13 protein-coding genes are annotated in these 12,766 nt (G+C 71.3%); 10 read left to right on the forward strand and 3 right to left on the reverse strand.

The window, feature by feature from the left end; all coding sequences use genetic code 11:
• Positions 1 to 17: 17 nt before the first annotated feature.
• Together AB0I79_RS20840 and AB0I79_RS20845 are read right to left on the reverse strand one after the other, a co-directional pair.
• On the reverse strand, positions 18 to 653 hold the full coding sequence (locus AB0I79_RS20840) for a DUF5667 domain-containing protein (protein ID WP_357875265.1): 636 nt from the start codon (positions 651 to 653) through the stop codon (positions 18 to 20).
• Between the two features lie 59 nt (positions 654 to 712).
• On the reverse strand, positions 713 to 1,363 hold the full coding sequence (locus AB0I79_RS20845) for a sigma-70 family RNA polymerase sigma factor (RefSeq protein WP_357875267.1): 651 nt from the start codon (positions 1,361 to 1,363) through the stop codon (positions 713 to 715).
• Positions 1,364 to 1,542: 179 nt separating this feature from the next.
• Between AB0I79_RS20845 and AB0I79_RS20850 the strand changes: the two genes are divergently transcribed.
• A complete protein-coding gene (locus tag AB0I79_RS20850) occupies positions 1,543 to 3,024 on the forward strand; it encodes an antibiotic biosynthesis monooxygenase (protein WP_357875269.1) in 1,482 nt (493 codons plus the stop codon).
• Here AB0I79_RS20850 and AB0I79_RS20855 read toward each other — a convergent pair.
• Positions 3,014 to 3,250 carry a glutaredoxin family protein gene (locus AB0I79_RS20855; protein WP_357875271.1) on the reverse strand — a complete coding sequence of 79 codons (237 nt, stop codon included), beginning with the start codon at positions 3,248 to 3,250 and terminating at the stop codon, positions 3,014 to 3,016. The genes AB0I79_RS20850 and AB0I79_RS20855 overlap by 11 nt on opposite strands.
• A 115-nt stretch (positions 3,251 to 3,365) precedes the next feature.
• On the opposite strand from AB0I79_RS20855, the gene AB0I79_RS20860 reads away from it, so the two are divergent.
• The 9 genes from AB0I79_RS20860 (at position 3,366) to AB0I79_RS20900 (ending at position 12,752) form a co-directional block, all read left to right on the forward strand.
• Positions 3,366 to 4,043, forward strand: a complete 678-nt coding sequence (locus AB0I79_RS20860; protein WP_357875273.1) for a redox-sensing transcriptional repressor Rex — start codon at positions 3,366 to 3,368, stop codon at positions 4,041 to 4,043.
• The gene (locus tag AB0I79_RS20865) at positions 4,040 to 5,296 is read left to right on the forward strand and encodes a glutamyl-tRNA reductase (protein ID WP_357875275.1); all 1,257 of its coding nucleotides are present in this window, start codon (positions 4,040 to 4,042) and stop codon (positions 5,294 to 5,296) included. Before AB0I79_RS20860 ends, AB0I79_RS20865 begins: the two co-directional genes overlap by 4 nt.
• Positions 5,293 to 6,213: a hydroxymethylbilane synthase gene (hemC, locus tag AB0I79_RS20870; protein ID WP_357875277.1), complete on the forward strand. Its 921-nt coding sequence runs from the start codon at positions 5,293 to 5,295 to the stop codon at positions 6,211 to 6,213. Before AB0I79_RS20865 ends, hemC begins: the two co-directional genes overlap by 4 nt.
• Before the next feature lie 35 nt (positions 6,214 to 6,248).
• Positions 6,249 to 7,763 (forward strand): uroporphyrinogen-III synthase, encoded by a 1,515-nt coding sequence (locus AB0I79_RS20875; protein ID WP_357875279.1) that lies wholly within the window; start codon positions 6,249 to 6,251, stop codon positions 7,761 to 7,763.
• Positions 7,760 to 8,743, forward strand: a complete 984-nt coding sequence (hemB, locus tag AB0I79_RS20880) for a porphobilinogen synthase (RefSeq protein WP_357875281.1) — start codon at positions 7,760 to 7,762, stop codon at positions 8,741 to 8,743. The genes AB0I79_RS20875 and hemB overlap by 4 nt, the downstream gene beginning before the upstream one ends.
• A 165-nt stretch (positions 8,744 to 8,908) precedes the next feature.
• On the forward strand, positions 8,909 to 9,550 hold the full coding sequence (locus tag AB0I79_RS20885; protein ID WP_357875283.1) for a bifunctional DNA primase/polymerase: 642 nt from the start codon (positions 8,909 to 8,911) through the stop codon (positions 9,548 to 9,550).
• A gap of 37 nt (positions 9,551 to 9,587) precedes the next feature.
• On the forward strand, positions 9,588 to 10,877 hold the full coding sequence (gene hemL, locus AB0I79_RS20890; protein ID WP_357875285.1) for a glutamate-1-semialdehyde 2,1-aminomutase: 1,290 nt from the start codon (positions 9,588 to 9,590) through the stop codon (positions 10,875 to 10,877).
• Between the two features lie 260 nt (positions 10,878 to 11,137).
• Positions 11,138 to 12,058, forward strand: a complete 921-nt coding sequence (locus tag AB0I79_RS20895; RefSeq protein WP_357875286.1) for a LysR family transcriptional regulator — start codon at positions 11,138 to 11,140, stop codon at positions 12,056 to 12,058.
• A gap of 55 nt (positions 12,059 to 12,113) precedes the next feature.
• Entirely contained in the window at positions 12,114 to 12,752 is a 639-nt protein-coding gene (locus AB0I79_RS20900) for a histidine phosphatase family protein (RefSeq protein WP_357875288.1), read from the forward strand.
• Positions 12,753 to 12,766: the final 14 nt, after the last annotated feature.

Consider the following 12,766-nt stretch of genomic DNA (forward strand, 5'->3'; position numbering starts at 1 on the left):
GGCTTCAGCTTACTTACCTACTCAGGGGCGACCAGCCCCTCGATGTAGTCGAGATAGCCCTCTGCCTGGGCGAGCTGGTCCTCGTCGAGCTCCTGGAGCATGGGCTTGACGGCCTCCTCCTGCTCCCGCGCGAATTTCTTGATCTTCGGCGAGCGGGGCTCGGCCCGTTCGAGCCTGCTGATGCCCGCCCGCGTGGACTCCTCCATGTCCTTGAGCGTCTTCTTGACCAGCGGGCCGTCGGCGGAGGAGCCGAGCAGGCTGGCGACCTCCCTGGCGCGGGTCTGGGCCGAGTCCAGCTCGCGCTCGCCGCGTTCGGCGTCGTCGGAGCTGAGATGCACCAGCGTGGTCTCGGCGGCGCGCTTGAGCGGGTACAGCGAGTCGCCCGGCACGGCCTGGTAGGTCGCGAACGAGGAGACCATCAGCGCCGCCGCCAGCCCCACGGCGGCGAGCTGGGACAGCAGCGGCCTGCGCCGCGGGCCGGGCCGGCGGCCCGGCGATCCGGCCGGCTCCGGCTCGGGCTCCAGGGCCCCGGACATCAGCTCGGCGCGCAGCCGCTCCTTGAACGCGACCCCGGGCGCGCCGCCGAGAGGCAGCTCCCGCAGCTCGGTGAGCTGCTCCAGCACGCGTTCGCGCCGCCTGCGCCCGCTACTCATGACGGCTCCCTGACCGACGCGGCCATGACACCTGCCTAACGAGGAGCGGATGGTGGAGGTTACGCCAGATCGTGCTTGAGCGCCCTGGCCAGCGCCCGTACGGCACGGAACTGCAGCGCTTTGATCGCTCCACTCTTCTTCCCCATGATCAGCGCGGTTTCCGCGAGCGAGAGGCCGTGCAGGAAGCGCAGGACGACGCATTCCTGTTGTTCGGGATTGAGGTCTCGTACGGCACGCAGCACCCGGTCGTTGATGATGGCCGTGACCACGGCGTTCTCGGGGATGTGCGAGCCGTCGAGCGGAACGTCGATGACCTCTCCCGTCGGGATCTCCAACCGGTAGCGCCCTGACTTGAAATGGTCGGTCACCAGGTTTCTCGCGATGGTCACGAGCCAGGCCCCGAAGTCGCGGCCCTGCCAGGTGAAGTCGCCGATCCTGCGCAGCGCCCGCAGAAAGGTCTCGCTGGTGAGGTCCTCCGCTAGCGGATGCGAGCCGACCCGGAAGTAGATGTAGCGGTAGACCAGGTCCACGTAGCGGTCGTAGAGCGTGCCAAAGGACTGCGTGCATCCGTTCTTGGCATGCATCACCAGCGTACGCAGGTCACCCGAAATGTCTTCGGAGACGTCTTCGCGCACGGCGAACTCGCCCGTCCGGGCAGGTCCAGCGACCGCTGGCGCCAGCAGCCCGGCGAACGGCGACGAGTCAGGCATCCGGTATCCCTAGGGGTAAGGGGTGCGGCGTGCTCGAACACTCTAGAAATCAACCGGAAAATCCACAATCCACGGAAGTCATGCATGACTAGGCGTAATCGGCGGATACCGTGGTGGACCGACCCGTTCCCTCTTCGGCTACCGGCTGGGAGGCATCGTCCGGCAGCATTGGAGTCACCATGGAGATCCTCGTTGCTGTCATAGCATTTGCCGGTGCGCTCCTGGCCGCCGTTGCGGCCGGTGCCCTGATCCAACGACTGCGCGACGAGCCGGAGGGGTGGTTGGTCGCCTGGACCGTTGCAGTCGTGGGTCTGTGCCTGGCACTGGGCGTGATCGGCTTCGGCTACCTCGCCGGCTTCGGCGGCGTCACGTTCCGGATCTACCAGGTGACGGGATCGCTGGTGGCGCCGCTCTGGCTGGCCATCGGCCTGGTGCAGCTGCTGTCGGAGAAGGTGCCGCCCAGGTTCCTGGCGTGGCTGTTCGGCATCGCGCTGACCTTCGTGTCCGTCGTGATCATGGTCTGGGACCCGCTCAAGACCGACGAGATGGGCACGTCCCTGCCCACCGGCTCGGCGCACTGGAACGTCCCGCCCGCCTATCTGCTGATCGGCGCGCACACGGTCGCCGTGCTCGTCATGCTGGCGATGCTGGTGGTGGCCGGGCTCAAGTGGCGCAACGGCGACGAGTACGACACCGACAACCTGCACGCGACCGTGGTCATCGTCCCGTCGGGGCTGGCCCTCGTGGGCGCGATGAGGTTCCCGGTGCCGGGGCTGTTCACCACGGCACTGCTGGCCGTGGCCGCGGCGGCGGTCTGGTACACCGTGCTGCGGCCGCTGGCGCCGTACGAGGACGACGACGAGGACGACTTCGACGACGACCACGAGGAGCGCTCGCCGCGCCGTGAGGAGCGCTCTCAGCGCCGCGAGGAGCGCCCCATGCCGCTGGACGAGCACCGCATGACGCCCGGCGACCGCCCGATGTTCCGCGACGAGGTCCCGCAGCAGGGCGGCCACCGGGGCATGCCGGAGCCGGTGCCGGTCGCGGACCTGCCGCCCGCGCCGCCGCGCCGCTCGTCGGGGCTGGGGGATCTGGTGGCCGAGTACCGGGCGGGCGACGAGGGCCTCCGGGGGCGGGAGGTCGACTACGCGGCCCGCATGGCCGCGCCGCTCGACGACGGCCCCTCGACCGGCTACATCATGAACGGCGCCCCACCCATGAACGCGCCCGCGAACCCGCCCATGACTCCCCCCGCCCCGGCGACGGGAGCGCTCTTCCCCGGCGCCGACCTGTTCTCGCCCGCCCAGCAGCAGCCCGGCGCGGGCAGGCCCTCGCCGAGCATCTACGGCCTGCTCACCGTCTTCACGATCGTGGACGGCGCGGGGGAGGCGTTCGACCGGCTGGCCGAGGCCACCGTCGAGGCCGTGCGCCGCGGCGAGCCCGACACGCTCGTGTACGCCTGCCACGCCGTGAAGTCGGCCCCGCTGCAGCGCATCGTCTACGAGCTCTACCGCGACGAGGTCGCCTACCGCGACCACCAGAGGCAGCCGCACGTGGAGCGGTTCGTCAGCGAGCGGCAGGCGATGGTGCTGGCCACCAACGTCATCGAGCTCGACGTGAACGCCGCCAAGGTGGTGCCGCTCCCGATGGTCACGTACTGAGGGCGGCCCTCAGCCTGGCCTCGTCCACCCGCCAGAAGTCGTGCTGCACCCCGTCGATCAGCGTGACCGGGATCATCTCCCAGTACTTCTCCTGCAACTCGGCGGACGACTCGATGCTGATCTCCTCCCACGGCACGCCGAGTTCGCCTGCGACCCTGGCGATGACCTCGCGCGCGTCGTCACACAAGTGACAGCCGGGCTTGCCGAGCAAGGTGATGCGATGCATGGCGCTACGGTACCCCGTCGACTTTGTGCATCGGTTCACAAAGGGATTAACCTGAAAGACGGTTCGATTCCGTTCACGCGGTCCCCAAGCCGCCCCTACCCTGGAGCACCGGCACGTGAAGAGCCCGTCCCAGCCCCGTGACCGCGGTATCCCCGAGGCGACGGTCGCCAGGCTTCCGCTGTACCTCCGGGCGCTGCACGGGATGGCCGAGCGGGGCATCGCGACCGTCAGCTCGGAAGACCTCGCCGTCGCCGCCGGGGTCAATTCCGCCAAGTTGCGCAAGGACCTGTCACACCTCGGCTCGTACGGCACGCGCGGCGTAGGCTATGACGTCGAGTACCTCGTCTACCAGATCTCCCGTGAGCTCGGCCTGACGCAAGACTGGGCGGTCGCGATCGTCGGAGTCGGTAACCTCGGCCGCGCGCTGGCCAACTACGGCGGCTTCGTCTCCAGGGGCTTCCGGGTCGCGGCGCTCGTGGACGCCGACCCCGAAGTCGTGGGCGACACCATCGCGGGATTGAATGTGGAGCACATCGACGAGCTGGAAGCCGTGATCAGGCGGCGGGGAGTTTCGATCGTGGTTCTGGCGACACCGGCGGCAGCGGCGCAGGAAGTGTGCGATCGCGTGGTCGCCGTGGGCGTCACCAGCATCCTGAACTTCGCCCCCGTCGTGCTCACCGTGCCCGACAGCGTCGATGTCCGTAAGGTCGATCTATCCATAGAATTGCAGATTCTCGCGTTCCACGAGCAACGCAAGGCTGGGGGGCCACTCATGGCGGTGGACAGTCAATGAGCGTTCTGGCTATCGGACTGAGCCACCGCACCGCGCCGGTGGCGTTGCTGGAGCGTGTCTCGGTGACGGGCGACGCGCTGGTCAAGCTGCTGCACGACGTGCAGCGGGATCCCTGCGTCGCGGAGGCCATGGTGGTCTCGACCTGCAACCGGGTCGAGGTCTACGTCACGGTCGACCGCTTCCACGCCGCCGTCACCGCCATCAGCGACCTCCTGGGCGTGCACACGGGCGTCCCCGTCGAGGAGCTGACGCCGCACTTCTACGTGCACTACGAGGAGCGGGCGGTCGAGCACCTGTTCTCCGTGGTGTGCGGCCTCGACTCGATGGTGGTCGGCGAGGGCCAGATCCTCGGCCAGGTCCGCCAGGCGCTCAAGCTGGCGCAGCGCCAGGGCACCGTCGGCGCCACCCTCAACGAGCTGGTCCAGCAGGCGCTGCGGGTCGGCAAGCGGGCCCAGACCGACACCGGCATCGACAAGCACGGCGCCTCCCTCGTCACCGCGGGCCTCGCGCTGGCGGGCGAGCTGGCCGGGCGGCGCGCCCTGGTGATCGGCGCGGGCTCGATGAGCTCGCTGGCCGCCGCCACGCTGGCGCGCGCCGGGGTGAGCGACATCGTCGTGGCCAACCGCACGTACGAGCGGGGCGCCAGGCTGGCCGAGTCCGTCGGCGGGCGCGCGGTCGAGTTCGCCGCCGTGGGCGAGGAGCTGGCCGCCGCCGACATCGTCATCACCTGCACCGGCGCGGGCCGCCACATCGTCACGCCCGACATGCTGCGCGGGCCCGCGTTCCTGCTCGACCTGGCGCTGCCGCACGACATCGACCCCGCCGTACGCGCCGTGCCCGGCGTCACGCTGGTGGACCTGGAGACGATCCAGGAGTCCGGCATCGGCTCGCGCGAGGGCGACGCCGTGCAATCCGTACGCGCCCTCGTCGCCGAGGAGCTGCGCGCCTACCTCGACGCCGAGCGGGCCGCCAAGGTCACCCCGACCGTGGTGGCGCTGCGCAGCAAGGCGGCCGGCGTGGTGGAGTCCGAGCTGGGCCGCCTGCTCATGCGCGTGCCCGACCTCGACGAGCGGGCCAGGGACGAGGTCGCCATGACCGTCCAGCGGGTCGTCGACAAGCTGCTTCACGAGCCGACTGTGCGTGTCAAGCAGCTCGCCACCTGCCCAGGGGGCGATCATTATGCGGAAGCCCTGCGTGAGCTGTTCAATCTGGATCCGAAGGTGCCCGAGGCCGTGAGGGAGGTGGAGCTGTGACGTCGCGGTCCGGCGCGTTGCGGCTCGGAACCCGCCGTAGCCTCCTGGCGACCACGCAGTCCCAGATGGTGGCCGACGCCTACGTCGAGCGCACCGGGCGGGCGATCGAGCTGGTCGGCGTGACCACGTTCGGCGACGTCACCAAGGCGCACCTGGCGCAGCTCGGCGGCACGGGCGTGTTCGTCAGCGCGCTGCGTGACAAGCTCGCCGAGAACGAGATCGACTTCGCCGTCCACTCGCTGAAGGACCTGCCGACCCAGCAGGACCCGCGCTTCACGCTGGCCGCGCTCCCGGCCCGCCACGACCACCGCGACGCGCTGGTGGGCACGCACAAGTTCGCCGACCTGGCCCCCGGGGCCAGGGTCGGCACCGGCTCGCCGCGCCGTGTCGCCATGCTCAGCGCGCTCCGCCCCGACCTCGAGTACGTCGCGATCCGCGGCAACGCCGACACGCGCATCGGCAAAGTCAATTCCGGCGAGCTCGACGCGGTCGTGCTCGCCTCCGCCGGGCTCGACAGGCTCGGCCGCGGTGCGGAGATCGCGCAGATCTTCGAGGTCGAGGAGCTGCTGCCCGCTCCAGGCCAGGGCGCGCTGGCCGTGGAGTGCCGCGCCGACCGCGCCGACGTGATCGAGTTCCTGCGGGTGCTCGACGACCCGCGTACCCGCTCCGCGGTGACCGCCGAGCGTGCCCTGCTGGCCTCCCTGGAGGCCGGGTGCGCTGCTCCGGTGGGTGCGTTCGCGGTCGATGACGGGCACACTCTGAACCTGACCGCTGTGGTCGTCTCCATCGACGGCCGCGAAACGGTCCGCAAGTCCGCCGCCGGCTCTCCTTCGGAGGCTGCGAACCTGGGCCGCCTCCTAGCGGCCGAGATGATCGCCGAAGGTGCCGACAGATTGATGGGGGAGCATTCCCATTGAGCTCCGATAGTCCAACCTCCGGTTTCGTCGCGTTCGTGGGCGCGGGTCCTGGCGACCCCAACCTGCTGACGCTCCGCGCCGCCGAGCTGCTCGCCAAGGCCGACGCGGTGGTGCTCGACGTCGAAACGCAAACCCCGCTGCTGCGCCACTGCCGCGAAGGCGTCGAGGTCGCCGAGCTGTCCGGCGGCGACTTCGTGCAGCGCGCCGCACGGGGGCAGCTCGTGGTCCGCCTGATAGAGGGCGACCCCATGCTGTTCTCCTCGATCACCGAGGAGGCCGCGGCCTGCACCGCGGCGGAGGTGGACTTCGAGATCGTGCCCGGCGTGCCGCCCGCCACCGCCGTGCTCACCTACGCGGGCATCCCGCCGGCGACGGCGGTGCCCGAGTTCCGCATCGTCGACGCCGCCCAGGAGCAGGACTGGGCCGCCCACGCCGCCTGCCGCGGCACGCTGGTCGTCTACAACGGCATCGGTGACGCCGTGGCCATCGGCAAGGCGCTGATCGCCGGCGGCAAGCCCGACACCACGCCGGTCGCGGTTAGCAGCGGCGGCACCACCACCGAGCAGTACACCGTCGTGTCCTCGCTCGGCCGGCTCCAGGCCGACCTCAAGCACGCCGGGTTCACCGAGCCCGCGCTGATCGTGGTCGGCGAGGCGGTGGGGCAGCGCGACAAGCTGTCGTGGTTCGAGACCAAGCCGCTGTTCGGGTGGCGGGTGCTGGTGCCCAGGACGAAGGAGCAGTCGCGCTCCCTGTCCGAGCAGCTCATCGCCTACGGCGCGGTGCCCGAGGAGGTGCCGACCATCTCGGTCGAGCCGCCCCGCACGCCGCAGCAGATGGACCGCGCGATCAAGGGCCTGGTCACCGGCCGCTACGAGTGGGTGGCCTTCACCAGCGCGAACGCGGTCAAGGCGGTACGCGAGAAGTTCGAGGAGTACGGCCTCGACGCCCGTGCCTTCGCCGGGCTCAAGGTGGCCGCCGTGGGCGAGGCCACCTCGCGGGCCCTGGTCGAGTTCGGCGTCAAGCCGGACCTGCTGCCCTCCGGCGAGCAGTCGTCCGAGGGGCTGGTGGCCGAGTGGCCGCCGTACGACTCGATGCTCGACCCGATCAACCGGGTGCTGCTGCCGCGGGCCGACATCTCCACCGACACGCTCGTGGCCGGGCTCACCGAGCTGGGCTGGGAGTGCGACGACGTCACCGCGTACCGCACCGTGCGGGCCGCCCCGCCGCCCGCGCCCATCCGCGAGGCCATCAAGGGCGGCGGCTTCGACGCCGTGCTCTTCACGTCCTCGTCCACGGTGCGCAACCTCGTGGGCATCGCGGGCAAGCCGCACAACGTCACCGTGATCGCGGTCATCGGGCCGCAGACGGCCAAGACGGCCGAGGAGTTCGGGCTCCGGGTCGACGTCATGGCCGACAAGCCGTCAGCCTCCGCCCTGGCCGCCGCGGTGGCCGAGTTCGGAGCCAAGCAGCGCCAGGCGGCCCTGGTCGCGGGCGACACGCCCCGCCGGCCGTCGCAGAACCGCCGGGGCGCCAGGAGGAGAGCCAAATGAGCGCGCAATACCCCGTCTCCCGTCCCAGGCGGCTGCGGCGCAACCCGGCGCTGCGCCGGATGGTGGCGGGCACCAGGCTGCACGCCGCCGACCTGATCCTGCCGATGTTCGCCAAGGAGGGCATCACCGAGCCGCAGCCGGTGGCCTCGATGCCGGGCGTCGTCCAGCACACCCGCGACTCGCTGCGCAAGGCCGCCCACGAGGCCGCCGAGGCGGGCGTGGGGGGCATCATCCTGTTCGGCATCCCGGCGGTGAAGGACGCCCGCGGCTCGGCCGCCGACGACCCCGACGGGGTGCTGCAGGTGGCGTTGCGCGACGTGGTGGCCGAGGTGGGCGACTCGATCGTGGTCATGGCCGACACGTGCCTCGACGAGTTCACCGACAACGGGCACTGCGGCATCCTCACCCCGTCCGGCGACGTGGACAACGACCTGACGCTGGAGCGCTACGCCTCCATCGCGGTGGCCCAGGCCGAGGCCGGGTCGCAGATGGTGGCGCCGAGCGGCATGATGGACGGCCAGGTGGGCGCGATCCGCGCGGCCCTCGACGCCGCCGGTCACGGCAACGTGCCGATCCTGGCCTACTCCGCCAAGTACGCCTCCGCCTTCTTCGGCCCGTTCCGCGAGGCCGCCGAGTGCGCGCCGCAGTTCGGCGACCGCAGCACCCATCAGCAGGACCCGGCCGGCCCGCTGGAGGAGGCGCTGCGCGAGGTCCGCCTCGACCTGGCGGAGGGCGCCGACGCGGTCATGGTCAAGCCCGCGCTGGCCTACCTCGACGTCATCGCGAGCTTCCGCGCCGAGGTGGACGTGCCGGTGGCCGCCTACCAGGTCAGCGGCGAGTACGCGATGGTCGAGGCCGCCGCGGCCAACGGCTGGGTGGACCGCGAACGGATGATCATGGAGTCGCTGGTCGCGATCAAGCGGGCGGGGGCGGACCTGATCTTGACATATTGGGCTACAGAAGTGGCTCGACGGCTCTAACAAGGGGTTTCCCGTCAACTCGTGGGGCCCGTGGGTTAGAGTTGCATGACAAGTGCTGGTGTGTCCCGCGGGTGCGTAAGTGACTGCGGCAGGCCGCTGAACGCGGCTGCCCTTCCGCCCGGGGTCGGGGCCTCCTCAGGCGCTGTGAGTCGAACGGGAGACACCATGGTGGGGGTACCACTGGCTCGGCGTACCAAAAAGCGGGCCCAGAAACAGGCACGGCCGACACGCATCTCGACCGTGCTCGAGTACGCCGCCCTGGGGTGGCCCGTCGTGCCGGGCGCCTATCCGCTGCGTCACGGGCCGCGCGCCTGCTCCTGCGACCGGGTCGGCTGTCCCGACCCCGGCGCCCATCCGCTCTCGCCCGCCTGGCACGTGCAGGCCACCACCGACCCCGCCCTGCTCACGCGCTGGTGGCAGGCCGAGCCCGAGGCCAATGTGATCCTGCCCACGGGGCGGGTGTTCGACGTCTTCGACGTACCTCTCGCCGCCGGCCTGTCGGCCCTCACCCGGATCGACGCCGCCGACGCCCACCCAGGCCCGGTCGCCGCCAACGGCGACCGGGTCTTGTTCTACGTGGCCACCAGGGGCAACCCGGAGGACGAGGACGAGTGGTGGTCGTGCCACCTCGACTGCGACCCGGCCACCATCGACGACACGCCGGGGCTGCGCTGGCACTGCCGCGACAGCTACGTCCTCGCCCCGCCCTCCACCCTGCCCAGCGGGCAGCCGGTGTCCTGGCTGCGGCCCCCGGACGGGCGCCCGCTGCCCGACCCGCTGCGCGTCCTGGAGTGGCTGGCCGACTGACCGCGGGACGGGCACCGGGGCCGGATAACCTGATCCGGTGAGCCGTACGCAGAATTCTGAGGACCTGTTCGCCCGAGCCAAGGACATCGTGCCCGGAGGCGTGAACTCGCCGGTGCGCGCGTTCGGCGCGGTGGGCGGCACGCCGCGTTTCATGGCCTCGGGGCAGGGGCCCTACATCACCGACGTCGACGGCAACCGTTACGTCGACCTCGTCTGCTCCTGGGGCCCGATGATCCTCGGGCACCGGCACCCCGCGGTCGTGGAGGCGGTGCAGGGCGCCATCGCGGGCGGGTTCTCCTACGGCACCGCCACGCAGGGCGAGGTGGAGCTGGCCGAGGAGATCGTGGCGCGGGTGGCGCCGGTCGAGAAGGTGCGGCTGGTCAGCTCGGGCACCGAGGCGACGATGAGCGCGGTGCGGCTGGCCAGGGGGTTCACCGGCCGGTCCAAGGTGATCAAGTTCGCGGGCTGCTACCACGGGCACGTGGACGCGCTGCTGGCCTCCGCCGGGTCAGGGGTGGCGACCTTCGGGCTGCCCGACACGCCCGGGGTGACGGGGGCGTCGGCGGCCGACACGATCGTGCTGCCGTACAACGACCTCGCGGCCGTCGAGGAGGCCTTCGCCGCGGCGGACATCGCCTGCGTGATCACCGAGGCGTGCCCCGCGAACATGGGGATCGTCCCGCCGCGCGACGGCTTCAACGCGCGCCTGCGCGAGCTGTGCACCGCCAACGGCGCGCTGCTCGTCGTGGACGAGGTGCTGACGGGCTTCCGCGTCTCCGCGGCGGGCTGGTACGGCCTCGACCCCGTGGACGCCGACCTGATGACGTTCGGCAAGGTCATGGGCGGCGGCCTGCCGGCGGCGGCGTTCGGCGGCCGGGCGGACGTGATGGCCAACCTCGCGCCCGAGGGGCCCGTCTACCAGGCGGGCACGCTGTCCGGCAATCCGCTGGCCTGCGCGGCCGGGCTGGCCACGCTCCGGGCCCTGGACGCCGAGGCGTACGCGCGGGTGGACGCGGCGGCGCTCCAGGTGGGCGACCTGGCCTCGGAGGCGCTGGCGAAGGCGGGGGTGCCGCACCGGCTGCAGCGGGCGGGCAGCCTGTTCTCGATCTTCTTCACCGACGCCGAGGTGACGAACTTCGCCGAGGCCAAGACGCAGAACACCGCGGCCTTCACCGCGTTCTTCCACGCCATGCTCGACCAGGGGGTCTACCTGCCGCCGTCGGCCTACGAGGCGTGGTTCCTGTCGGCCTCGCACGACGACGAGGCCATCGGCCGGGTCGCGGAGGCTCTTCCCGCCGCGGCCGAGGCGGCCGCCGCCGTGCGGTGACGGCGGCACGCGGCGCCTGACGAGTGCGGGCGGGGCGGCGGGTCCTGGCACCCGGCGTGCCCGCCCGTCCTGCTGTTCAGCGAGCGGGCTTCTGGTAGCGGATCCGCTGCTCGCGGGCCTGCTCGGCGAGGGCCTTGAGGTACGACACGGAGCTCGTCTGCTGCTTCTTCGTCTTCAGGATTCTCATGCAACTATTTTCGTCTGCTACACATTCAACGACAAGCGAGACTTTCTACGCTAAACCGTTTAGGCTGGCTTACATGTTGGACCTGAACCGGCTCAAGGCTCTTCACGCAGTCCACGTCTACGGGTCGGTCGGCGCGGCGGCCGACGCGCTCATGGTCACCCCCTCCGCCGTTTCGCAGCAGATCGCCAAGCTGGAGCGCGAGACCGGCGCCCGCCTGATGGAGCGCAGCGGGCGCGGCGTGCGCCTGACCGACGCCGCCGGGCTGCTGGCCGAGCACGCCGAGCGCATCCTCGCCCTGGTCGAGACCGCCGAGGCCGACTTCGAGGCGCTGCGCGGCGAGGTCGTCGGCCGGCTCAACGTGGCCGCCTTTCCCACCGCCGTGCGCGGCCTCATGCCCGGCGCGCTGGTCACGCTCAAGCAGCGCCACCCCGACCTGTGGGTGCAGCTCAACGAGCGCGAGCCCGAACGGGTCGTCCGCGAGGTCGCCAGGGGCGAGCTGGACCTGGGCGTGATCCAGGACTGGCTGAACCGCCCCATGGCCGTCCCCGAGGGCCTGTCCAAGGCCACTCTGCTCGACGACGTGGCCGACGTGGCCGTGCCCGCGGACCACCCGATGGCGGGCGAGCGGGAGATCGAGCTGGCCACGCTGCGCGGCGAGCAGTGGATCAGCGGCTCGCCGGGCACCGTCTGCCACGATTGGCTGGTGTTCACGCTGCGCAGCGCCTCGCTGGAGCCCGTGATCGCGTGCATGGCCGACGAGTACCCGACCCAGCTCGCGCTCGTCGCGGCCGGCCTGGGCTGCGCGATCGTGCCGCGGCTCGGCCGCGACTGCGTGCCCTCCGGCGTGCGGCTCGTCCCGCTGCTCCCGCGGCAGTCGCGGCGCATCTACGCGGTGTGGCGCACCGACGCGGCCCGCCGCCCCGCCATCAGGGCCATGGTGGAGGCGCTGGCGGAGTCGAGCAGGAAGCAGGAGAACGCCTGGGCGGTGAACTGACACCGGCCGGGGCCTAGGCCATGCGGCCGGGGCGAGCGGATAGGCTGTGCGCACCATGGCTGAAACCACCGTCGTCCACCTGCTGCGCCACGGTGAGGTGCACAACCCCGGAGGCATCCTGTACGGCAGGCTGCCCGGCTACCACCTGTCCGAGACAGGTCAGCTCATGGCCGAGACGGTCGCCAAGGCCGTCGGCGGTCGCGACATCGTCAAGCTGTTCAGCTCGCCGCTCGAACGTGCCCTGGAGACGGCGGCCCCGCTCGCCGACAAGCTCGGCCTGGAGATCGTCCAGGACGTCCGCCTGATCGAGGCGGGCAACCTCCTGCAGGGCCGCACCGTGGGCAAGGGCCTGGGCGTGCTGCGCGACTGGCGCAACTACCGCTACTTCTACAACCCGCTGCGCCCGTCCTGGGGCGAGTCGTACCCCGTCATCGTCAGTCGCATGAAGTCGATGATCGACGAGGCCAGGGCGGCGGCGCGCGGGCACGAGACGGTGCTGGTCAGCCACCAGCTCCCCATCTGGGCCATCAGGTGCGCCGCCGAGGGGCGCCGGCTCTGGCACGATCCGCGCCGCCGGCAGTGCGCGCTGGCCAGCGTGACCACGTTCACCTTCGACGGCGACCGCCTGATCAGCATCGGCTACAGCGAGCCCGCTGGATCACTGGAGACGGGGCCTTCGCTCCCCGGGGCCTGATGTCGGGAGCGCGC

The sequence above is a fragment of the Nonomuraea sp. NPDC050202 genome, assembly GCF_040656115.1.
In the GTDB taxonomy this organism is placed as follows: Bacteria; Actinomycetota; Actinomycetes; order Streptosporangiales; family Streptosporangiaceae; genus Nonomuraea.

Excerpts from the sequence above, each read along its gene's own strand:
- AB0I79_RS20885 (WP_357875283.1), top strand. The coding sequence starts at position 8,909 with ATGGTGGGGGTACCACTGGCTCGGCGTACCAAAAAGCGGGCCCAGAAA.
- AB0I79_RS20900 (WP_357875288.1), top strand. The coding sequence starts at position 12,114 with ATGGCTGAAACCACCGTCGTCCACCTGCTGCGCCACGGTGAGGTGCAC.
- AB0I79_RS20850 (WP_357875269.1), top strand. The coding sequence starts at position 1,543 with ATGGAGATCCTCGTTGCTGTCATAGCATTTGCCGGTGCGCTCCTGGCC.
- AB0I79_RS20895 (WP_357875286.1), top strand. The coding sequence starts at position 11,138 with ATGTTGGACCTGAACCGGCTCAAGGCTCTTCACGCAGTCCACGTCTAC.
- AB0I79_RS20845 (WP_357875267.1), bottom strand. The coding sequence starts at position 1,363 with ATGCCTGACTCGTCGCCGTTCGCCGGGCTGCTGGCGCCAGCGGTCGCT.
- AB0I79_RS20865 (WP_357875275.1), top strand. The coding sequence starts at position 4,040 with ATGAGCGTTCTGGCTATCGGACTGAGCCACCGCACCGCGCCGGTGGCG.
- hemB (WP_357875281.1), top strand. The coding sequence starts at position 7,760 with ATGAGCGCGCAATACCCCGTCTCCCGTCCCAGGCGGCTGCGGCGCAAC.
- AB0I79_RS20855 (WP_357875271.1), bottom strand. The coding sequence starts at position 3,250 with ATGCATCGCATCACCTTGCTCGGCAAGCCCGGCTGTCACTTGTGTGAC.
- AB0I79_RS20840 (WP_357875265.1), bottom strand. The coding sequence starts at position 653 with ATGAGTAGCGGGCGCAGGCGGCGCGAACGCGTGCTGGAGCAGCTCACC.